The following is a 19,371-nucleotide window of genomic DNA, read 5'->3' on the forward strand; positions in this document are numbered from 1 at the left end:
ATGAATGAATGACGCCGGTTAACAGTTAATATACTGCTCCAACTCCCACGGTGTAACCGCCATGCTATAAGCATCCCACTCTTGATATTTGAAATCAAGAAAGGTTTTGGCTGCCGATTCCCCTAGCGTAGACATGATTAAGCTATCCTGCTCTAGACACTTTAACCCTTCTAGCAGATTGGTTGGCAACGTTTCGAGGTTGGGAAATTCTGACCCCCGCACAAACATATTTTCATCGAGCCGTTCTCCGGGCTGAAGGTGATGGTGCATTCCATCTAGGCCAGCCGCAAGGATGCCAGCCTGCGCTAGATAAAGATTAGCGGCTCCATCGGCTAAACGAAACTCAAACCGTCCGGCTTCTGGAATACGAATCAGGTGGGTGCGGTTATTGCCCCCATAGGAGACATAACGCGGTGCCCAGCAGCTACCCGAAACGCTGGTACTGGCACCGAGCCGTTTGTATGAAGTGACCGTGGGGGTACAAATAGCCGAAAGACCGCGAGCATGTGCCAATACACCCGCTAAAAACTCGTACCCCAGGGTAGACAAGCCTAGTTCACCCGTTGGGTCGGCAAAGACATTATCCCCGTTACTCCAGGCGCTCATGTGCAGGTGGGCACCGTTACCCGTGAGGTGACTAAACGGCTTAGGCATGAAGGTTGCCGTTAAACCACGCTGCTCTGCCAGGGTTTTGACCATGTATTTGAAGAAGACATGGCGATCGGCTGTTACCAGCGCTTCGTTGTACGTCCAGTTGATTTCAAACTGACCATTCGCGTCTTCGTGGTCACACTGGTAGGGTTCCCAGCCCAACTGCTCCATGTAGCCCACCAGTGTGGCAATAAAGTCAAACTGGCGCATCAAATTAAGCTGGTCGTAGCAGGGACGCACCGCCGTATCTTTGGAATCGGCAATTTGGTATCCGTGCTCGGTCTGCTTTAGCAAAAAGAATTCTGCCTCAACCCCGGTCTTGTAGCTGTACCCCAGGTCTTCAAACTGCTTCAGCACGCGCTTGAAAAGCACCCTGGGAGAGGCTGCAAACGGTTCGCCATCCAGATAGGCATCGCTGGCTAACCAACCGACATTGGGCTGCCAGGGCAACACAATTAAGGAATGCGGATCGGGAATAGCTGCAATATCGTGAGCATCTGGCCCTAACCCCAGGTTGGAGGCAAATGGAGCAAAACAGGCACCATCCGACTCAACCGCTGCAATTTTGGCAGCAGGCACTAACTTTGCACGCGTCCCGCCTAGCAGATCTGTGTAGGACACCAAGAAGAAGTCAAGGTTTAGCTCATCTGCAACTTCGGTGAGTGAGCGATCGCGTGGCAACGTCGAAACCATGACAAGCCCTTTAGACAGTTCGCCATCCAGTAAATCAATCTTGTTATGACAAGTTTGTATAGCGGAATACCTCTAGCAGGGTTAGACTTTGTTACTTTCCCAAGGGTGAAGGCTAGGAGTAAGAGCATGGGTGGGTTAGAAACGGATGCGTGTCTTAGAGGATGTTTGAAACGTGCTGAACGTCACTCGAACCGCCCCCTAAATCCCCCATTCTGGGGGACTTTGAACCAGAATCGGCTCGGAAGTCCCCCAAAATTGGGGGATTTAGAGGGCGAATGCAGGACATTTGCTACTTTTCAAACATCCTCTTAGGTTTGGCAACCTCTAGGGTTGATATTTAAGGACTGGCGTTAGTTTAGGGGATGGAGCATGGCTGAAACAGCAGATATTGTAGTGGTGGGTGGCGGTTGTATCGGAGCATCGATCGCCCTGCATCTGGCAGAACGAAAGGCCGGAAAAGTGCTGCTGCTCGAACAAAAGGAACTGGCAAACGGGGCATCGGGTAAAGGGATTGGCATTATCCGCACGCATTACACCCATCCGGTATTGGCTGAGTTAGCCTATCGATCGCTTCAGCTTTTTCACCACTTCAAAGAGCGGTTTGGAGGACATGATGCGGGCTTTTACCCTTGCGGCTATTACATCCTGGTTGGCGAATCGGATGTGGAAACGCTAGGGAGTATCGTTTCGATGCATCAACCGCTGGGAATTAACGTGCGATTGGTGTCGCCAGACGAAGCGCAGGCCGAAGTCCCGTTTTTGCGGATTGATGATGTGGCAGCGGCGGCCTATGAACCAGACTCAGGCTATGGTAGCCCCCCTCTGACGACGATCGCCCTGGCGAATCGCGCCCGTGAACTGGGGGCAGAGATTCGGACACACACACCCGTACTGAATATTCAACTCGACCTGGAGGGGCGTGTTGAAGCCGTTGTTACCCCCACCGGAGCGATCGCCACTCGCACCGTAATTGACTGCGTTGGCCCGTGGGCGAAGCAATTCACAGCACCGCTGGGTTTGCCGTTTCCAGTTAAGCCCGTGGTGGAGCATGTTGTGGTAATGGAACGCCCCGCTGACTATGCTGCATCGCATCCAGTGGTTTCGGATTTAGTGAACCTGTGCTACATCCGCTCTGATGCTGGGCAACCCTATACGCGCATTGGCAACTCTGACCCGAAATACCATCCCCAATTTAGCCTCGACAGCGCTGATGACTTTAACGGCCAACGGTTTCCCAACATTTGCGAGACGCTGCGCCAGAAGCTGATTCATCGCTGTCCTGTTTTAGGTACTGCCCCCACTGTAGAAACCTATTCTGGAATTTGGGGAATTACACCAGATTACCAGCCGATTATCGATCGCCTCAACCACGTTCCTGGACTCTACTGCGCGGTAGGTTTTAGCGGCCACGGATATAAACTCAGCCCGATCGTGGGCGATTTGATGAGCCAGTTTGTGCTGGGGGATGTGAACGAGCAGGTTCACCTGCTAGACATTTTTCGCTTTAGTCGGTTTCAGGACAACAATTTGGTCAAGCCACCCATTAGCTATGCCAACGCAGGGGGGTTACGCTAAATACCAGGCCGGGGTCAGAGGCTAGTGTCTGCTCTGGTTTGAGCCTGCTCCTCAGGGTTAGGTTCAGCCGCAAAATAGGGCTGACACGCATCTGAATCGCACACCGGGTAGGGAGACTCATAAAGACTGGAGCGTTTGCCGAACAGCGTATAACGGTTGTCGCGAACCTGTTCATAGACGCGATCGCCCATCCACTTTAAGCCCGGCAAGTTTCGGTAAGCAGCGACAAATAAATCCCCAGAGGGCAATAACCGCCCAATCTCTTCAGCCGCGTTACTGCCCTGCCAGCGACGGTTGGGGTGTTCAGCGTCAATCAAAATCATGCCCAATTCACAGTCTTGAGCCGTAATTTCGTAGCGATCGAGCGTTTGCTGATGTTGCATCGGCACATATTGAAACTGGGTTCCCTGGTCTAAGTGTTCAAGCAGCCTGACTAACGTGACACAGAGATTGCAGTTGCCGTCATAAATTACAACGTGGGTCATGAGTTGGCATACCAGAGATACAGGTCTTACTTACTAGTGTGAATAGATACTGGCGATTTGTGGAACAATTGGCTGCGGCAATTTGAGGCGAAAGCGGTTTATCCAGTGCCAGAACAGTGCCAGAACCAAGCATTGAAGCGCCAGCCGAAACAGACAACGGAATGGCTCTGTGCAACCCCTTAACCTAACCTTTACAGAACTGCTGTAAGATTCGGTACGTTTATGCGACATGCGATCCAGGCATCAGAATTACTATGTTGTTCCAATTTCGTTCCAAGCGTTTGGCATATCTTGCTGGCTCACTAGCGTTGACTCTTGTTGTATCGGCTTGTGCCGGAGGTAATCAGGGCACGAATGGGGGCGCAGAATCTCCAGCGGCTGGTGGTACAGAAGGCGGCAACCTGAGCGGTTCGATTGCCGTTGACGGTTCCAGCACCGTTTTCCCAGTTTCGGAAGCCATGGCAGAAGAGTTCATGGCTGCTAATTCGGGTGTTCAAGTTACCGTTGGTTCGTCGGGTACGGGTGGCGGATTTGAAAAGTTTTGCCGTGGTGAAACCCAGGTTTCTAATGCGTCTCGTCCGATTGAACAAGATGAAGCTCAAGCGTGTCAGGATGCTGGCATTGAATTTGTTGAGTTACCCATTGCTCAAGACGCATTGACGATTGTCGTCAACCCCCAAAACGATTGGGCTGAGTGTTTGACGGTTGAAGAGCTCTCCACCATGTGGGCACCCGACGCTCAAGGTACTATTTCCAGATGGAATCAGGTGAATCCTGAGTTTCCCGATCAGCCCTTGACCCTTTACGGGCCTGGAACAGACTCCGGTACCTTTGACTATTTCACCGATGAAATTAACGGTGAAGAAGGAGCCAGCCGAGGAGATTACACGGCGAGTGAAGATGACAACGTGATTGTTCAGGGTGTTAGTAACGACCCAAATGCCCTGGGTTATTTCGGTTTTGCCTACTATGAAGAGAATCAGGATGCTCTCAAGGCTGTTCAGATTGATGGTGGGGAAGGCTGTGTGGCTCCCAGTGCTGAAACCGTCTTAGACAGCACCTATACACCCCTTTCTCGTCCGTTGTTCATCTACATCAGCCAAAACGCGATCGAAGAACGTCCTGAAGTGCAGGCGTTTGCCGAGTTTTACTTAAGCCAGGACAATGCATCGTTAGTTGAGGAAGTGGGATACATTCCCCTCAGTGACGAACTGTATCAGGCTGCATTAGCTCGTGTGCAAAATGATGTCACGGGTAGCGTCTTTGGCGCAGGTGCAACAGACTATAGCCTTGCCGATTTTGCGGAGCAGGGTGCTGGCGGCGGCGCTTCTCCTAGCCCGCAATAAACGGGTTTGAACGGGCGATCGCACCTCTGCACCTTTCTAAAGGCATGAGGTGCGATCGCCATTAAGTCTTGCTGCATCAATTGAATTAACCCTGTCCAAGCTGCACACTTTCTCCCCCCCCTGCCAATATGAGCAGTAGTCCACTTCCACCCGATCAGGCCACCACAAACAACCTGTGGAAGCCGAACCGAAATTTGAACAGACGGGTAGAGCAAATTGTCAAACTCATCTTCGGAGCGTTTGCGTTTGTCTCTATTGCCACTACCGTTGGTATTGTTTTAAGCCTTATTTTTGAGACGGTTGGATTTTTTCAGGAAATCCCGCTGTGGCGATTTTTGACCGATACCCAGTGGACACCTCTATTCGTCAACCCGCAATATGGCATCCTCGTTCTTCTGAGCGCTACGTTTCTCACGTCGTTGATTGCGCTACTGGTTGCCATTCCGCTCGGTTTGTTGGCGGCTATTTACCTGAGTGAGTACGCTCCTCGCAAACTGCGCGCCTGGCTCAAGCCAATCCTGGAGATTTTAGCTGGAGTGCCAACCGTTGTTTTTGGCTATTTTGCGCTGCTGTTTGTCACTCCAATTTTGCGAGCTTTCATTCCTGGGCTGCAAGCGTTTAATGCAATGAGCGCTGGCGTTGTAATGGGTTTCGCAATTTTACCAACGATCGCTTCTCTGAGTGAAGATGCCATTTATGCCGTTCCCAGCAGCCTAAGACAAGGATCTTATGCCATTGGCGCAACGAAGCGTGAAACCATCACGGGCGTAGTTCTTCCGGCTGCTCTGTCTGGCATTGTGGCATCCTTTGTTCTGGGTATTGCTCGCGCCGTGGGTGAAACGATGATTGTAACCATTGCGGCTGGGGCACGACCGGTTCTGACGCTGGATCCCAGGGTTCCGATTCAAACAATGACCTCATTCATTGTGCAGGTGAGTTTAGGCGATACGCCAACGGGTTCGCTTGCGTACAGAACTCTATTTGCAGTTGGCTTTACGCTGTTTCTGATTACATTTGCTCTAAACATTTTTAGCTTCTGGTTTGTTCGCCGTTTCCGGGAGAAGTACGAATGACCGCACATGAACCGAGCCTTTTGGGAAACAATCTCCCCGATCCACAGGAAAAGCGGTTTGACCTCAACCTGTCGGGTCGATATCGGCTGGACAAGATTTTTGCGATCGCCACTCTAATTGCGACCATTTCTGGCGTAGTTGTCCTGCTCCTGCTGCTGTTTGACATACTGTCAGACGGGCTTCAGTTCCTGAACTGGAACTTTCTTAGCAGCTATCCCTCGCGATCGCCAGAACGAGCCGGAATTTTGTCTCCACTGGTGGGCACTGTCTGGCTTCTAGTGCTGACTGCTTTGATCACCTTCCCTCTGGGTGTAGGAGCCGGAATATTTCTGGAGGAGTTCTCCAGCCCAGATAGCTGGTACGCCAAACTGGTTGAAATTAACATCAACAACTTAGCGGCGGTTCCTTCCATCATCTATGGTTTGCTAGGGTTACAGGTGTTTGTCCGTATTTTGGTTGGCATCACGGGTGGGCGTAGTGTTTTGGCAGGGGCGTTGACCCTCTCACTACTGGTATTGCCCATCGTGATTGTGTCAACCCGTGAAGCGCTGCGAGCCGTATCGAGCAGTTTGCGTCAGGGTGGGCTGGCGCTTGGAGCCACGCGCTGGCAGGTGGTTCGCGAACATGTTTTTCCGCTGGCACTTCCCGGAATTTTAACCGGAATGATCTTGGCACTGTCGCGGGCGATCGGTGAAACTGCACCGCTGATTACTCTAGGAGCGCTCACCTTTATCGCCTTTCTGCCACCGCTCTCACCAGCAGGCTTGCAAAGTTCGTTTACGGCACTGCCGATTCAGATTTATAACTGGGTGTCGCGTCCGCAGGTTGATTTTCACAACCTTGCCGCATCGGGAATCATCGTTTTGATGGTCGTTCTGCTGCTGATGAACACAACCGCTATTCTGTTGCGTAACCGATTTCAAAAGACTCGAATCTAGCCACGCTGTTGGTGTGAAATGCTACTGTCAAAATGAAGCGTTTCGCCTTGATGCTATCGACACTCCCTGTAGATTTATACCTATCCCTCTGCCATGCAATCCAATCCTACAAACACTACCCATCCTGCCTCTGTTGGCACAGCACTCAGGGCTGAAAACGTCAACGTTTACTACGGCTCCTTTCTGGCGGTTCGCAATGTCAACCTGGACATTCCCGCAAACAAGATCACAGCGTTGATTGGCCCATCGGGCTGTGGCAAGAGTACCGTTCTCAGATGCTTCGATCGCCTGAATGACCTGATTCCGAGTTGCCGGGTCGAAGGCCGAATCACCTTTCTTGGCAAAGACCTCTACGACAAAAAGGTGGATGTGGTTGAAGTTCGTCGCCGCATTGGTATGGTGTTTCAAAAGCCCAACCCCTTTTCTAAATCCATCTACGAAAATATTGCCTTTGGCGCTCGAATCAACGGCTACCGGGGCGACATGGATGAGCTGGTGGAGCGATCGCTGCGTGGCGCAGCGCTTTGGGATGAAGTTAAGGACAAGCTCAAGGAAAGCGGCTATTCCCTATCGGGTGGACAGCAACAGCGGCTCTGCATCGCCAGGGCATTGGCAGTTGAGCCAGAAATTTTGTTGATGGACGAGCCGTGTTCGGCTCTTGACCCCATTTCCACCCTGCGGGTAGAAGACTTGATGCATGAACTGAAGCAAAAATACACGATGGTGATTGTGACGCACAACATGCAGCAAGCCTCCCGTGTGTCTGATATGACAGCTTTCTTCAATGCAGAAGCTACGGAAAGCGGTGGCAAAGTTGGCTATTTGGTTGAATACGACAACACCGACAAGATCTTCAGTAATCCGGTAGAGCAGGCGACGCAAGACTATGTTAGCGGTCGTTTCGGCTAACCTCATTTGCAGAGTTTGACCGTTTTGAAGCAATGTATCACTATCTTGATTGGCATCATCACGCCTGGGATTTCCCAGGTTTTTTTTGCAGTTCACCCGTTTATTGAACTTTAACTGCTGCTTTACCTTTTCTTAATGGGTCATCACTCTCTCGTCATATTTGCTCTCGATACTACTGATGGACAGCAACGGTGACGAGGTAATTATGAAATTGCAGAGACGAAGTGGGCTTTTCGCATTGGCAACCGTGCTTTCTGCGGGCATAGCCGCTTGTGGTCCCAGAACTGAAGCGCCGACCGCTGGCGAAGCTGGTGGGGGGCAAACCGCCAGCGGCGGGACGGTAGCGCTAAGTGGAGCGGGTGCTACATTCCCGGCACCTCTGTACCAGCGCTGGTTTGCGGCCTATAACAGCGATGTTGATTCTGGGGTACAGGTTAGCTATCAATCGGTTGGTAGCGGTGCCGGACTTGAGCAGTATATTAACGGCACGGTCGATTTTGGAGCCAGTGATGCCCCCATTACAGGCGATCGCCTGGAGTCGTTTCAGTCTGAGTACAACGCTGAACCAATCCAGTTACCGATGGCAGGCGGCGCGGTGGTGTTGGCCTACAACTTGCCCCAAATTGAAGGCGAAGAATTGCGGCTCTCGCGCGAGGCGTATTGTGGGATTGTGACGGGCGAGATTACTACCTGGAACGACCCGGCGATCGCGGCTGAAAACGAAGGGCTAGACTTGCCCGCTCAGGAAATTGTCTTTGCCCATCGCTCTGACGGTAGCGGCACCACTTTCATTTTTGTCAATCACATTGATAGCGTTTGTCCGAATTGGGCGGCTGGTGTCGGCACCTCGGTAGACTGGCCTGCGGGGCAGGGCGGACAGGGCAACGAGGGCGTTTCTGGTCTAATTCAGCAGAACGAAGGGGCGATCGGCTACGTTGAGTTTGCCTACGCCAAGCTGAATGACATTCCAATGGCAACCTTGGAGAACAGCACTGGTAACTATATTGAACCGTCAGCCCAAACCGCATCGCTTGCGTTTGACGGCGAAGAAATTCCCGAAGACTTCGGGCTACTTGTACCCGATCCCACCAACGAAGGGGCATATCCCATTGCTGGGTTGACCTGGCTTATGGTGTATCCCCAATATGACGATCCGCAGCGGTGGCAAACCCTGAGAAATGTTATTGAGTGGTCGCTCACAGACGGACGTTCGATCGCCGAAGAACTCGATTATGTACCGATGCCAGACAGCATCGTTGAGCGGATCAGGACAGCTTTAGACGAAATTCAAGCCTGACAACGGTTGGGTACCCCCTTGCAATCATCTTCCGACGCTATCACGGGTTGAAGATGATTGTAGGGGGCAGCACGATTGTGATCAACGTTAACGGTTGGAATGGCAAACAGCCAGTTTATGAGTGCAAAACTATGAGTGCAGGAACCGAAGGAGCCACACAATCGAACAGAGGCAGCTTAGAAAAACGCCTGAGCAAACAAAGCCTACTGGATCAGGGATTTTTCTGGCTGACGCTGGTTATGGCGATCGGCATAGCTGCCGTACTAGCCTTTGTGATCTATGAAATTGGCAGATCAGCATTGCCCGCCATTCAAACCTTTGGGTTGGGGTTTCTCTTTAGCACGACCTGGGATCCGGTGCAGAACGTCTACGGTGCCCTGCCGCAGATTTATGGCACGTTGGTCACCTCGGCGATCGCCCTGTTTCTGGCCGTGCCCATTGGAGTAGGAGTAGCGGTGTTTTTAACCGAAGACTTCGTTCCCGGCTATATTCGCACTCCCATTTCATTTGCGATCGAGCTAATTGTGGCGATTCCAAGCGTGGTGTTGGGTTTGTGGGGCATTTTTGTCTTTATTCCGTTCATTCGCCCGTTCTATCAAGTTCTCAACAGCACGTTGGGCTGGATTCCGTTGTTTGCCGGGGTTCCCAGAGGATATAGCCTGCTGACACTCGGCATCATTTTGGCGATCATGATTGTTCCCATCATTATTTCCATTACGCGCGGCACCCTTTTGTCGTTGCCTCCCGAATTGCGGCAAGGCGCGATGGCAATGGGCGCAACCCGTTGGGAAACGATTATTCGAGTGCTGATTCCTGCCGGACTTTCTGGCATCATTGGCTCTGTGATGCTGGCGTTTGGGCGGGCAATGGGTGAAACAATGGTGGCAGCGATGCTGGTGGGCAACTCCAACCGCATCAGCATTTCGTTGATGAACCCAGGAGCGACTATCACATCGTTGATTGCGTCACAGTTTGGCGAAGCCGGACGAACTCAAGTCGCCGCTTTGCTCTACTCCGGTTTGGTGCTGATGGTGTTGACGCTACTGGTTAACATCTTTGCCGAAATGATTATCAAGAAGTTCCAAAACGTTGAGTAGGCTAACGTCTACTTGAATTGAGCAAGACCTGGAGAGGCAGATTGGCGATCGCCGCTGGCATCAAGTCATTACTCCAACCCTGCCGTTCCTGGCTCCATCCTGGCTCTCCCTTCTCCCAATCCTCTTTCTTCAACAGGATATGACTACCCCATTAAACGATGCTCTCCCGGCAGTTGAACCGATTGACTTGACGCGATCGAAAACCTCTAGCAAAACGATCATGAGTGTGTCGTTAACGGTCATCACCGGGTTTTTTACCCTGCTGGTGCTAGCGCCGCTGGTTGCTGTTGTTTTTGATGTCGCCCGTGAAGGCTTACCGCGATTGGGATTGGAATCGTTCACCGAACTGCCACCGCCACCCGGACTCACAGACGGTGGGTTTGGTCATGCCATTGTTGGCTCACTCATTACACTGGGCATTGCTACCGCCTTCAGCACTCCGTTTGGCATCTTAGCCGCGATTTACCTGTCGGAGTTTGGCCGGGGCAGCCGCGTTGCTTACTGGGTACGATTCTCTGCTAACGTGTTAACGGGCGTTCCAGCCATTTTGGCGGGGCTATTTGCCTACAGCCTTGTGGTTGCAACCATGGGCAACTTTTCGGCATTTGCCGGAGGGGTAGCGCTGGCGGTGCTGATGCTTCCCATTGTGATGAGAACGGCAGAAGAAGGATTAATGCTAATTCCACATGAGGTGCGGTTGGCTGCACTTGGAATTGGAGCAACCCGGTTTCAAACCATTACACAAATTGTTTTACCTGCGGCACTCCCTGCGATCGCCACGGCGGTTACCCTGGCACTGGCACGCGCCGCAGGCGAAGCCGCGCCGCTATTGTTCACCGCTTTAAACAACAACTTCTGGTCAACCGATGCCTTTGCGCCGATCGCAACGCTTCCCGTTTTAATCTATTTCTTCGCCATCATTCCCTTTCGGGCGCAGCAAGAACTGGCCTGGGCAGCAGCACTTGTTCTGTTAGGAATTGTACTGATTGTGAGTATTGTGGCTCGCCTGATTGCTCGCCAGAAAAAGTACTGAGTTAGCCCCTGTCCCCTGCCAATCGACGAGGTTTTTTTCCATGACTTACAGCACCATCACCAGCAGCACCGATACGCTATTACAGGTCAATAACGTATCGGTGTATTACGGCTCGGTTCTAGCGTTGCGGGATGTGTTTCTCGACATTCCCAAACAGCAAGTGACCGCGTTCATTGGGCCTTCGGGCTGCGGTAAAAGTACGCTGTTGCGCTGCTTCAACCGCATGAACGATTTAATACCAGGGGCACGGGTGGAAGGAAAGATTTCGTACCGGGGCAAAGATTTGTACGACAGCGACGTTGACGCGGTGGAAGTCCGGCGTCGGGTGGGCATGGTGTTTCAAAAACCCAATCCATTTCCTAAGTCGATTTATGACAACGTTGCCTTTGGTGCCCGCATTGGTAACTCTAAAGAAAATTTGGATGAACTGGTGGAGCGATCGCTCCGCTCGGCAGCGTTGTGGGATGAGGTTAAAGACAAGCTAAAAGCCAGCGGTTTGTCACTCTCTGGCGGTCAGCAACAGCGGCTTTGTATTGCCCGGGCGATCGCCATGCAGCCCGAAGTAATTTTGATGGATGAACCCTGCTCGGCACTGGACCCAATCTCAACCTTGCGCATTGAAGACTTAATGCACAAACTGAAGCAGCAGTACACAATTGTGATTGTGACGCACAACATGCAGCAAGCCTCTCGCGTCTCGGATATGACGGCGTTTTTTAATGCGGAAGCAGCAGAGGGGGGGAATCGGTTCGGCTATCTGGTGGAATATGACAAAACCGGAGCCATCTTTAACTCCCCGCAGCAGCAGGCTACACAGGACTATGTTAGCGGTCGGTTTGGCTAACCCAACGAACCATCGGCGTCGGGGCAGAAAAACCTGTCACAATAGAGACGGTAACGATTTGTAATAGCCCCTCTATGGCGACATCATCCCCGGCTCCTGTTTCCATTTCAGCCACACAAACCTGGATATGGCGCGGGTTTTCGATTTGCTACCAAACCCAAGGACACGAGGGGCCAGCCGTTGTTCTCATTCATGGCTTTGGCGCATCCTGGGGACATTGGCGTAAAAACATTCCGTCCCTGGCGCAGACCTGTCGCGTGTATGCCATTGACCTGATTGGGTTTGGAGCGTCTGCCAAACCCGTACCCGGTGACGAGATCGCCTACACCTTTGAAACGTGGGCCGAGCAAATCGCTGATTTCTGTCGCCAGGTGGTGCAAGCACCCGTGTTCTTAGCGGGCAATTCTATCGGTTGCATTGCCGCGATGCAAACTGCTGTAACCTATCCCGACACGGTGATAGGGGTAGCGATGCTGAATTGCTCGTTGCGCCTGTTGCACGATCGCCGTCGGGCAGAGTTGCCCTGGTATCGCCGCGTTGGAACGCCGATTCTACAAGCGATCCTCTCTGTTCCCTGGATTGGACGGACGTTTTTTAAGCAAATTGCTAAGCGCAATACCGTTCGCAAAATTTTGCTGCAAGCCTACAAACATCCTGAAGCGGTGACGGATGAACTGGTTGATTTACTCATGGCCGCTGCGGATGATCCGGGTGCGGCTGACGTTTTTTTGGCATTTACCCGCTACTCTCAAGGCCCCTTGCCAGAAGATTTGTTAGAGGTGTTGCCGTGTCCGGCGCTGTTGCTGTGGGGAACAGATGACCCGTGGGAACCGATCGCCCTGGGACGCAAGCTTGCCGACTTTCCTGCCGTTCAGGAGTTCATTGCCCTGGAAGGGGTGGGGCATTGCCCTCAGGATGAAGTGCCTGAGAGGGTTAACCCAATTTTACAAAACTGGATTCTGAAGCAAGCGTTGTCCCATCAACCCGGCTGAGCGATCGCGCCTGTTGCGATCGTTCAGGCTACTGTAAAACGCAAAATCCCCAGCTACACGTGGGTGCAACGCCGGGGAAAGCCACAAGTTTTCATAGGAATATGCTGAAGAGGCAAGAAAAAGGTTAGTAAGCTCCAGCCCTGGCTAACACAATGAAAACTGTTTTCATAATCAGTTTGATGTCGTACAGCGGATTCCACAACGACTGATAGCGCAGGTCGAGGTCTACAATCTCTTCAAAATCGCTGATGGCGGAACGTCCACTAACCTGCCACTCTCCAGTTAAACCGGGTTTGACGTTGAGCCGTTGCCAGTGGCGCTCACCGTAGTGCACAACTTCATCATGGGTTGGAGGCCGAGTACCTACTAAACTCATTTCACCCAGCAGCACATTTAAAAATTGGGGCAGTTCATCCAGACTGGTTTTGCGTAGAAAGTTTCCCACCCGAGTTACGCGGGGGTCTTGCTTGTTCTTAAAGATTAGCCCTTTGGCTTCATTTTCTACACTTGCCTTTAGATCGTCTGCGTTTTGCACCATCGAGCGAAATTTGCGGAGGGTAAACGGACGACCCTGTAAGCCATATCGTTCTTGTTTATAAAAAATGGGGCCTGGACTGTCTAACTTGATGGCGATCGCGATCGGAATAAAGATGATCGCCAGGATAGCCAGACCAATCAGACTACCGACGATATCAAGCAGTCGCTTGAACGCACTACAAGCGGAGGGATGAGGACTGTTGCTAAGTGTTACAGAAGTGGGGAGAACGCTAGCTGCTGTCATCTTTGGTAATGCATAATTGGTCATTGTGTAATACCCGATACGAATAACCGTGTATATACGTAAGTATCTATACACGCAATATAAATGGCTAATCCGCTCCAGGGAAAACTCAGACCGGAGACTTTGCAAAATCTTTTTAATGAAGGGATGATCCCCAGGTTATGTGAAGTTACTGTGAAGCAGATCGGTCAAACCAAGCGAATTCAGTAGCGTTGGAGCGGGTTTCACCTGAAAAAAGGATCAGAATATTTTTGCTGTGTCCTTCACCCAAAGATAGATATTTACGGACTGAAACAGCCGTAATATTCCCCGTAAATACCGATGTAACCATAGAGTGAGGTTTATCTTGCTTTAAGCGTTCAAGCGACAGTGGTGCGATACTCTGATTCCAGCATGGACATAATGATCAGCGATTCGTAGCGATCGCCCATTTTGATGCATTCCCGCAAGCGCCCTTCCGGGACAAAGCCTTCTGACTGGTAGAGGTGCTGTGCTTTAAGGTTGTGGTCTTTGACATCCAGCCACAGCCGATGGGCTTGCTTCTGGTCAAATACGAACTGTTTTGCCAACCGCAACCCGGTTCTGCCATATCCCTTGCCCTTTTCATTGATGGCAATTCGCCGCAGTTCAATATTGTGATCGGGGTTAGCAAAACCAGCCAGCAAGAGAAACCCTACCGGACGGCGATCGGCTGTAGTTTCAATGATGAAGTGAGCCGAGTCCCCATCCTGCAATGCTGCGTCATGCTGCTCATAGGTCCATTGGGTAATAAAAGGAGCGTTTTCGGGATGGCGCTCGGCGGCTAAGACAAATTCAATATCCTGCTGCGTCATGGAGCGCAAGCGAACGTCCATATTGACCTCTATCATCAACTTAAACTACCGTCGTGCTTTTCAACAGATCCAGGAATGCAAACACGGCTGGCACTTGCAGCGCATTGGACAATACGGCCACTTTGATCACCCGAAACAACGGCACAGGCAGGCTATACACTTTTACATCGGGTGGAATTGGTTCAGCCGCCAGCCGCGGAATCACAGTGGCTCCTAAACCGCGAGCCACCATGCTGACGATAGTCGAATCAGACCGGATTTGGTAGGCCACATGCAGCGTCACCCCCGATGCCGCACAGTGTTCATAGATATGGGGATCAAACTTGTTGCTTTCGTGCGACATGATCAGGGGATAGGCGCTCAGCTCGTTCCAATCTAGCCGGGAACCTTCCCGCTTAAAGGTGGGCGGAAATAGCGCCACATATTCATCTCGCATTAGTTCCCAGGTTTCAAACTCTTCGCTCACGGGTCGTTCGATAAAGCCCAAGTCGGCGCGTCCTTTGCGAATGTCGTCTTCAATGCTCAAATCATCCAGGTGTTCGATAATTTCTACATCAATTTCGGGGAAGCGATCGCAAAATTGAGCAATCACTTCGGGCAAAATGTGGGTCGATACGCTGCGAAACGCCGCCATGCGAACTTTTCCCCCAGACAAGCTTCTTGCCAGGTTGGCATCTTTCACGATGTCATCTTGCAGTTTCAACATCTGCCGCGCATGGCCGATGATGCGATCGCCCACGGGGGTAGGCGAAGCCCCATGCCGCCCTCGTGAAAACAGCACCACACCCAGATCGGTTTCGAGCATGGCGATCGCATGGCTCACCGCCGATTGGGACATGTCCAGGTCTAAGGCCGCTTCACTAAAGCTGCCATGCTCTGCCACCGCCACCAAAATGCGGAGTTGAGAAAGCTTCATCTGGCTTGGCCGATGGCGATTCATGATCATGGCGCAACCATCACTCTTATTGGTCAGCGTAAAAGAAGGTGAACGCTCCATCCATCGATGTTGCTCATGGGAGAGATACAACGCATGATTTGATCCCGCTCAACGCACTGCCTAAATTGAAACTACAGCAAGTGGCATAACACGACTCAGCAGAGAGGTCTGGAAGCATGATCCCGACACACCATCTTGACGATCGACCATCGGCATGGCATTCAGCGCAACGGCAAGCGGCTAAAGCGACACACCTGGCGTTCACATGGCTCCGGTCAACCTTCGAGCAGATTGAGCCGCCGATAAGCAACCGTTGTTCAAACCGAACCGACGCGCAAGTGTGGTGTACCGATGCCCCCTGGGGGAACGTTGGGTGGAGTGCGAATGAACCGACCACCAACCTCAGCATCGAGCGAGTTTCTGCAATGGAGATGAGGGGGTGTAGCAAGACACGCCATCATGCGGCCATTGGGGAAAATGATTCCCTTAGATCATCCATCAAGGGGAAGCAAAGCGATCGCCATCGGTAATCATAATAGTGTGTCACTGCATGGGCGAAGCACTTGGGCAGAAATCGATTTGATTTCTCAAGCAAAGATTCCAAGTGCTTCGCCCATTATTGCCGATGGAAACGGTGATTTTATGCCTCCCGGCGATGCCATCCCAGATGGCTGAATGCTCTACCATACGATGTTCCGAACGATGATCAAAGATACGTTTATCCAACGCCCTTCCAAGCCACTGATTATTGATGAAATTAAGGCGTGTTTGCAGTTAGCGCTGCCACTCGCCGGGGCACAGTTGGCTCAGGCGGCAACTACCTTCATTGATACGATCATGATGGGGCTGTTGGGCAGTCAATTCTTAGCAGCAGGAGGCTTAGGGGCTGCTGTTTTTCTATCCGTGGTCATTGCTGGCAATGGCATCGTGTCTGCGGTTAGCCCATTGGCGGCAGAGGCACACGGAGCCGGACAGGTTGCACGCGCAGGCCAGGTTGCACGGCAAGGGTTGCTGCTCTCGCTGGTGCTGGCGCTTCCGGTGATGGTGCTGATTTGGAACGGTGATTTGCTCTTACGGCTATTTGGGCAGCAACCAGAGAATGTTGCCCTGGCTAAAACCTATCTGCGGGCGATCGTCTGGGGCTATTGGCCCGGTCTGGCTTTTGCCGTTCTCAAGAACTTTGTAACAGCGCTGTCCCAACCGCGTCCGGTGATTGTAGTGATGATTGGCGGAACGATTTTCAATGCGCTGGCGAACTATGTGCTGATGTTTGGCAAATTAGGGTTTCCGGCACTGGGTCTGGTGGGAATTGGATATGCCAGTACTCTATCGCTTTGGGGCATATTCACCGCTTTGGCTCTTTATTTAATGAGTCAACCTCGGTTTCGTCCCTATGGTCTTTTTCGCCATCTGCTGCAATTCGATCGCCACATCTTTTTGGAATTGCTGAAAACAGGTCTACCTATTGGAGTTCTGGCCGCCGTTGAAACCGGGCTGTTTACAGCAACTACGTTTTTGGTGGGTCAAATTGGCACGACCACTTTAGCGGCTCATCAAATTGCGATTCAAACAGCATCAATTACCTTTATGGTGCCGCTGGGCATTTCCTTTGCCACAACGGTACGAGTAGGGCAATTGCGTGGGCAGAGAAACCCCTACCGGGCACGGCTGGCTGGCTCGGTAGGGATTGGGTTGGGGAGCCTGTTTATGGGCATAATGGCGATCGTGGTTTGGGTGTTCCCCGAAACCATTGTTTCGCTTTATCTGGATGTCCGCGATCCCGCAAATGCAGAGGTGGTAGCGATCGCCAAAGCGCTATTGGGTGTTGCCGCGATGTTTCAGTTAGTGGATGGGATTCAGGTCATTGCTGCTGGGGCGTTACGAGGGTTGAAAGACACCCAGATCCCCATGTACATCGGCATCTTTTCATATTGGTGTTTGGGGCTGGGTAGCGGCTACTGGCTGGGGTTACGCTTAGGATTTGGTGGCGTGGGTCTCTGGTGGGGGCTGGCGATCGGGCTTTTGGCAGCAGCAACCATTCTCACCTGGCGCTTCTATCGGCTGATTACTCCTGCGGTACGCCAACAGACGGCTAATTTATCTTGCTAATCCCCAAGTTTTACAGCAGTTCTTAATCGAGTCAGCCACCGTCTCGCCAGGATGGGTGTGAGGTGTAGGGTTTAAGGCGTGGTGAATGAAAATGGCTGTAAGACAATGCAATCCATTGATGAACCGTCTGGAACAGAGATGAAACAATCGCCTGCCGCTACAAATTGCCAGAATTCGCTGCCTACGTCAGAGAAATTTGACCATGTCTACTAATGATCCTGCCGACGCGATAGGTTGGAGAGAGTTGAAGTTCTTTTACCTTCAAGCTGTATCTGTCAACACTAAACACAAACCCTGGTTCCACCGATATGGTTAGCCTGTCTGCACCCGTTAACGTTAGCTCTTATGTCCATCGTCAAAAGCCACTGTGGAACGCGATTGCCCTCACCTACACCGGATTGGGATATGGTGGCGGCATTGCCCTATTGTTGGCATCTAACGGTTGGCTGAACGCGTTAGGGGTTGCTTTGCTGACGCACAGCCTGGTTTGTGCGGCGTATTTTGCTCATGAGTTTATGCATGGCACCGTCTTTACTCGACGGCATGGTAACGAGGTAGGTGGCACAATTATGTTGTGGTTAACTGGCAGTTGCTACGCCCGCTTCAAAGATTTGGCAAAACTGCACATTGCCCACCATGTCGATCGCGTTGATTTTTCGGCGTTTGACCTGGCTGAGTTGATCACAAACTTGCCTGCCCCGGTGCGACAAAGCATTTTAGTCCTGGAATGGCTTTACTTTCCAGCCGTTTCATTTATGTTGCAGTGGCGATCGCTCACGGCTCCGTTCTGGAACCCAGACTACCGCGATCAGCGGCGACGCGTCACGCTGTTACTCCTGACCCGCATCTCACTATTTATCTTACTGGGGCTGGTTTCCTTCAAAGCGTTGCTGCTATATTTTGTGGCTTACATTGGCATGATTACGCTTTTACGGTGGATGGATGCTTTTCAGCACACCTATGAGGTGTTTCCGGTTGGAACGGCATTACCAGAGCGCGATCGCATTCACGAACAGAAGAACACCTTTTCAACGTTGCTATCACGACGTTACCGCTGGCTCAATCTCCTGTTGCTCAATTTTGGTTATCACAACGCCCATCATGATGTCATGAAGTGCCCCTGGCACAGCCTACATGAGCTAGATCGCGATCTATTTTCGGGCAACGAACTGCACTATGTTCCGGTCACTTGTCTTTTAGCCAACTATCATCGATTTCGCGTGGCGCGTATCTTCTCAGACCAGGGGCGGGCTGTAGATGAACAAGGTAACTTTACACCAGACACCTTTTACGGTGCCGTTGGAGTCTCGTTCCTGGTGCTGACTTGCTAAATCGACTGGGAATTAAAGACAGATTGAATCTAAGTCCCAAGATAGGCGGTTAGAGCAATCAGGTTCGTTAGGGTAAGAGTCAGTAGGAAATCTCAGGAGAAATGCATGAGTAGCAACCCTACCAATCGTCCCTCGAACACCGATCCAGCCGCCAACCAGGAACAAGACGACATTGAAGCGGTTGATCCAAGAGATCTGGTATACAAAGGTGGGTTGACCCAAAATCGTCGTGAAATCATTGAAAACCCGGCAGTAACACCCGAGCGACTCGATGACCCACCCAGCGATTTAAGGGCAGACTTACTGGCAGACGACGAACTTTGACATACTCCCCCGTTTTGAAAACGGGGGATTCTAAGGATTCAAGCAGAGATTGCAGGCGGAGCCAGTCTTACATCTCCTAGTCCAACCGTTGATGTCCCAACGATTTTGATGTTTGTTGCAGCG

Annotated in this window: 20 protein-coding genes; 14 read left to right on the forward strand and 6 right to left on the reverse strand. The window is 51.7% G+C overall.

Annotation, left to right across the window (positions count from 1 at the left end):
* Positions 1–18: 18 nt before the first annotated feature.
* On the reverse strand, positions 19–1,344 hold the full coding sequence (gene glnT / locus IQ268_RS27045; RefSeq protein ID WP_193885727.1) for a type III glutamate--ammonia ligase: 1,326 nt from the start codon (positions 1,342–1,344) through the stop codon (positions 19–21).
* A 369-nt stretch (positions 1,345–1,713) separates the two neighbouring features.
* Here glnT and IQ268_RS27050 point away from each other — a divergent pair, with 369 nt between their 5' ends.
* Positions 1,714–2,919, forward strand: a complete 1,206-nt coding sequence (locus IQ268_RS27050; RefSeq protein ID WP_193885729.1) for an FAD-binding oxidoreductase — start codon at positions 1,714–1,716, stop codon at positions 2,917–2,919.
* 14 nt (positions 2,920–2,933) lie between these two features.
* On the opposite strand, the gene IQ268_RS27055 is transcribed toward IQ268_RS27050, so the two are convergent.
* Positions 2,934–3,404 (reverse strand): thiol-disulfide oxidoreductase DCC family protein, encoded by a 471-nt coding sequence (locus tag IQ268_RS27055; protein ID WP_193885731.1) that lies wholly within the window; start codon positions 3,402–3,404, stop codon positions 2,934–2,936.
* A 254-nt stretch (positions 3,405–3,658) separates the two neighbouring features.
* Between IQ268_RS27055 and IQ268_RS27060 the strand changes: the two genes are divergently transcribed.
* The 6 genes from IQ268_RS27060 to pstC (IQ268_RS27085) all read left to right on the forward strand — a co-directional run bounded on the left by IQ268_RS27060 (position 3,659) and on the right by pstC (IQ268_RS27085) (position 10,064).
* Complete coding sequence (locus IQ268_RS27060) at positions 3,659–4,750, forward strand: PstS family phosphate ABC transporter substrate-binding protein (RefSeq protein WP_193885733.1); 1,092 nt, start codon at positions 3,659–3,661, stop codon at positions 4,748–4,750.
* Positions 4,751–4,878: 128 nt separating this feature from the next.
* Entirely contained in the window at positions 4,879–5,823 is a 945-nt protein-coding gene (pstC, locus tag IQ268_RS27065) for a phosphate ABC transporter permease subunit PstC (protein ID WP_193885735.1), read from the forward strand.
* A complete protein-coding gene (pstA, locus tag IQ268_RS27070) occupies positions 5,820–6,761 on the forward strand; it encodes a phosphate ABC transporter permease PstA (RefSeq protein ID WP_193885737.1) in 942 nt (313 codons plus the stop codon). Before pstC (IQ268_RS27065) ends, pstA (IQ268_RS27070) begins: the two co-directional genes overlap by 4 nt.
* Before the next feature lie 93 nt (positions 6,762–6,854).
* Complete coding sequence (gene pstB / locus IQ268_RS27075) at positions 6,855–7,670, forward strand: phosphate ABC transporter ATP-binding protein PstB (RefSeq protein ID WP_193885739.1); 816 nt, start codon at positions 6,855–6,857, stop codon at positions 7,668–7,670.
* A 205-nt stretch (positions 7,671–7,875) separates the two neighbouring features.
* Positions 7,876–8,967: a phosphate ABC transporter substrate-binding protein PstS gene (gene pstS / locus IQ268_RS27080; RefSeq protein ID WP_193885741.1), complete on the forward strand. Its 1,092-nt coding sequence runs from the start codon at positions 7,876–7,878 to the stop codon at positions 8,965–8,967.
* A gap of 131 nt (positions 8,968–9,098) precedes the next feature.
* Positions 9,099–10,064, forward strand: coding sequence for a phosphate ABC transporter permease subunit PstC (gene pstC / locus IQ268_RS27085; protein ID WP_193885744.1), 966 nt, complete (start codon positions 9,099–9,101; stop codon positions 10,062–10,064).
* Between the two features lies 1 nt (position 10,065).
* Here the strand turns inward: pstC (IQ268_RS27085) and IQ268_RS33120 are convergent, their stop codons facing one another.
* Entirely contained in the window at positions 10,066–10,197 is a 132-nt protein-coding gene (locus IQ268_RS33120; RefSeq protein WP_255527291.1) for a hypothetical protein, read from the reverse strand.
* 6 nt (positions 10,198–10,203) lie between these two features.
* Here IQ268_RS33120 and pstA (IQ268_RS27090) point away from each other — a divergent pair, with 6 nt between their 5' ends.
* The 3 genes from pstA (IQ268_RS27090) (at position 10,204) to IQ268_RS27100 (ending at position 12,933) form a co-directional block, all read left to right on the forward strand.
* Positions 10,204–11,097 carry a phosphate ABC transporter permease PstA gene (gene pstA, locus IQ268_RS27090; protein WP_193885746.1) on the forward strand — a complete coding sequence of 298 codons (894 nt, stop codon included), beginning with the start codon at positions 10,204–10,206 and terminating at the stop codon, positions 11,095–11,097.
* A gap of 40 nt (positions 11,098–11,137) precedes the next feature.
* On the forward strand, positions 11,138–11,941 hold the full coding sequence (pstB, locus tag IQ268_RS27095) for a phosphate ABC transporter ATP-binding protein PstB (RefSeq protein WP_193885748.1): 804 nt from the start codon (positions 11,138–11,140) through the stop codon (positions 11,939–11,941).
* 74 nt (positions 11,942–12,015) lie between these two features.
* Positions 12,016–12,933: an alpha/beta fold hydrolase gene (locus tag IQ268_RS27100; RefSeq protein WP_193885750.1), complete on the forward strand. Its 918-nt coding sequence runs from the start codon at positions 12,016–12,018 to the stop codon at positions 12,931–12,933.
* A gap of 124 nt (positions 12,934–13,057) precedes the next feature.
* Here IQ268_RS27100 and IQ268_RS27105 read toward each other — a convergent pair whose 3' ends face one another.
* The 3 genes from IQ268_RS27105 to IQ268_RS27115 all read right to left on the reverse strand — a co-directional run bounded on the left by IQ268_RS27105 (position 13,058) and on the right by IQ268_RS27115 (position 15,544).
* Positions 13,058–13,738, reverse strand: coding sequence for a sugar transferase (locus tag IQ268_RS27105; RefSeq protein ID WP_193885752.1), 681 nt, complete (start codon positions 13,736–13,738; stop codon positions 13,058–13,060).
* A gap of 335 nt (positions 13,739–14,073) precedes the next feature.
* On the reverse strand, positions 14,074–14,568 hold the full coding sequence (locus tag IQ268_RS27110) for a GNAT family N-acetyltransferase (RefSeq protein ID WP_193885754.1): 495 nt from the start codon (positions 14,566–14,568) through the stop codon (positions 14,074–14,076).
* Between the two features lie 19 nt (positions 14,569–14,587).
* The gene (locus tag IQ268_RS27115; RefSeq protein WP_228035770.1) at positions 14,588–15,544 is read right to left on the reverse strand and encodes a LysR family transcriptional regulator; all 957 of its coding nucleotides are present in this window, start codon (positions 15,542–15,544) and stop codon (positions 14,588–14,590) included.
* 116 nt (positions 15,545–15,660) lie between these two features.
* Here IQ268_RS27115 and IQ268_RS27120 point away from each other — a divergent pair, with 116 nt between their 5' ends.
* The 4 genes from IQ268_RS27120 (at position 15,661) to IQ268_RS27135 (ending at position 19,248) form a co-directional block, all read left to right on the forward strand.
* Complete coding sequence (locus IQ268_RS27120; RefSeq protein ID WP_193885756.1) at positions 15,661–16,014, forward strand: hypothetical protein; 354 nt, start codon at positions 15,661–15,663, stop codon at positions 16,012–16,014.
* 172 nt (positions 16,015–16,186) lie between these two features.
* Positions 16,187–17,593 (forward strand): MATE family efflux transporter, encoded by a 1,407-nt coding sequence (locus IQ268_RS27125; protein WP_193885769.1) that lies wholly within the window; start codon positions 16,187–16,189, stop codon positions 17,591–17,593.
* Positions 17,594–17,901: 308 nt separating this feature from the next.
* Complete coding sequence (locus IQ268_RS27130; RefSeq protein ID WP_193885758.1) at positions 17,902–18,924, forward strand: fatty acid desaturase; 1,023 nt, start codon at positions 17,902–17,904, stop codon at positions 18,922–18,924.
* A 105-nt stretch (positions 18,925–19,029) separates the two neighbouring features.
* Entirely contained in the window at positions 19,030–19,248 is a 219-nt protein-coding gene (locus tag IQ268_RS27135) for a hypothetical protein (protein ID WP_193885771.1), read from the forward strand.
* Positions 19,249–19,371: the final 123 nt, after the last annotated feature.

The sequence above is a fragment of the Oculatella sp. LEGE 06141 genome, assembly GCF_015207605.1.
GTDB lineage: Bacteria > Cyanobacteriota > Cyanobacteriia > Elainellales > Elainellaceae > Oculatella.

Bases quoted from the DNA above. Each gene is read 5' to 3' on its own strand.
- pstC (WP_193885735.1), top strand. From the start codon at position 4,879: ATGAGCAGTAGTCCACTTCCACCCGATCAGGCCACCACAAACAACCTG.
- IQ268_RS27130 (WP_193885758.1), top strand. From the start codon at position 17,902: ATGGTTAGCCTGTCTGCACCCGTTAACGTTAGCTCTTATGTCCATCGT.
- pstB (WP_193885748.1), top strand. From the start codon at position 11,138: ATGACTTACAGCACCATCACCAGCAGCACCGATACGCTATTACAGGTC.
- IQ268_RS27120 (WP_193885756.1), top strand. From the start codon at position 15,661: ATGATCCCGACACACCATCTTGACGATCGACCATCGGCATGGCATTCA.
- pstA (WP_193885737.1), top strand. From the start codon at position 5,820: ATGACCGCACATGAACCGAGCCTTTTGGGAAACAATCTCCCCGATCCA.
- IQ268_RS27100 (WP_193885750.1), top strand. From the start codon at position 12,016: ATGGCGACATCATCCCCGGCTCCTGTTTCCATTTCAGCCACACAAACC.
- IQ268_RS27055 (WP_193885731.1), bottom strand. From the start codon at position 3,404: ATGACCCACGTTGTAATTTATGACGGCAACTGCAATCTCTGTGTCACG.
- IQ268_RS27105 (WP_193885752.1), bottom strand. From the start codon at position 13,738: ATGACCAATTATGCATTACCAAAGATGACAGCAGCTAGCGTTCTCCCC.
- IQ268_RS27125 (WP_193885769.1), top strand. From the start codon at position 16,187: ATGATCAAAGATACGTTTATCCAACGCCCTTCCAAGCCACTGATTATT.
- IQ268_RS27060 (WP_193885733.1), top strand. From the start codon at position 3,659: ATGTTGTTCCAATTTCGTTCCAAGCGTTTGGCATATCTTGCTGGCTCA.
- glnT (WP_193885727.1), bottom strand. From the start codon at position 1,344: ATGGTTTCGACGTTGCCACGCGATCGCTCACTCACCGAAGTTGCAGAT.
- pstC (WP_193885744.1), top strand. From the start codon at position 9,099: ATGAGTGCAGGAACCGAAGGAGCCACACAATCGAACAGAGGCAGCTTA.
- IQ268_RS27050 (WP_193885729.1), top strand. From the start codon at position 1,714: ATGGCTGAAACAGCAGATATTGTAGTGGTGGGTGGCGGTTGTATCGGA.
- pstB (WP_193885739.1), top strand. From the start codon at position 6,855: ATGCAATCCAATCCTACAAACACTACCCATCCTGCCTCTGTTGGCACA.
- pstA (WP_193885746.1), top strand. From the start codon at position 10,204: ATGACTACCCCATTAAACGATGCTCTCCCGGCAGTTGAACCGATTGAC.
- IQ268_RS27135 (WP_193885771.1), top strand. From the start codon at position 19,030: ATGAGTAGCAACCCTACCAATCGTCCCTCGAACACCGATCCAGCCGCC.
- IQ268_RS27110 (WP_193885754.1), bottom strand. From the start codon at position 14,568: ATGGACGTTCGCTTGCGCTCCATGACGCAGCAGGATATTGAATTTGTC.
- pstS (WP_193885741.1), top strand. From the start codon at position 7,876: ATGAAATTGCAGAGACGAAGTGGGCTTTTCGCATTGGCAACCGTGCTT.
- IQ268_RS27115 (WP_228035770.1), bottom strand. From the start codon at position 15,544: ATGGAGCGTTCACCTTCTTTTACGCTGACCAATAAGAGTGATGGTTGC.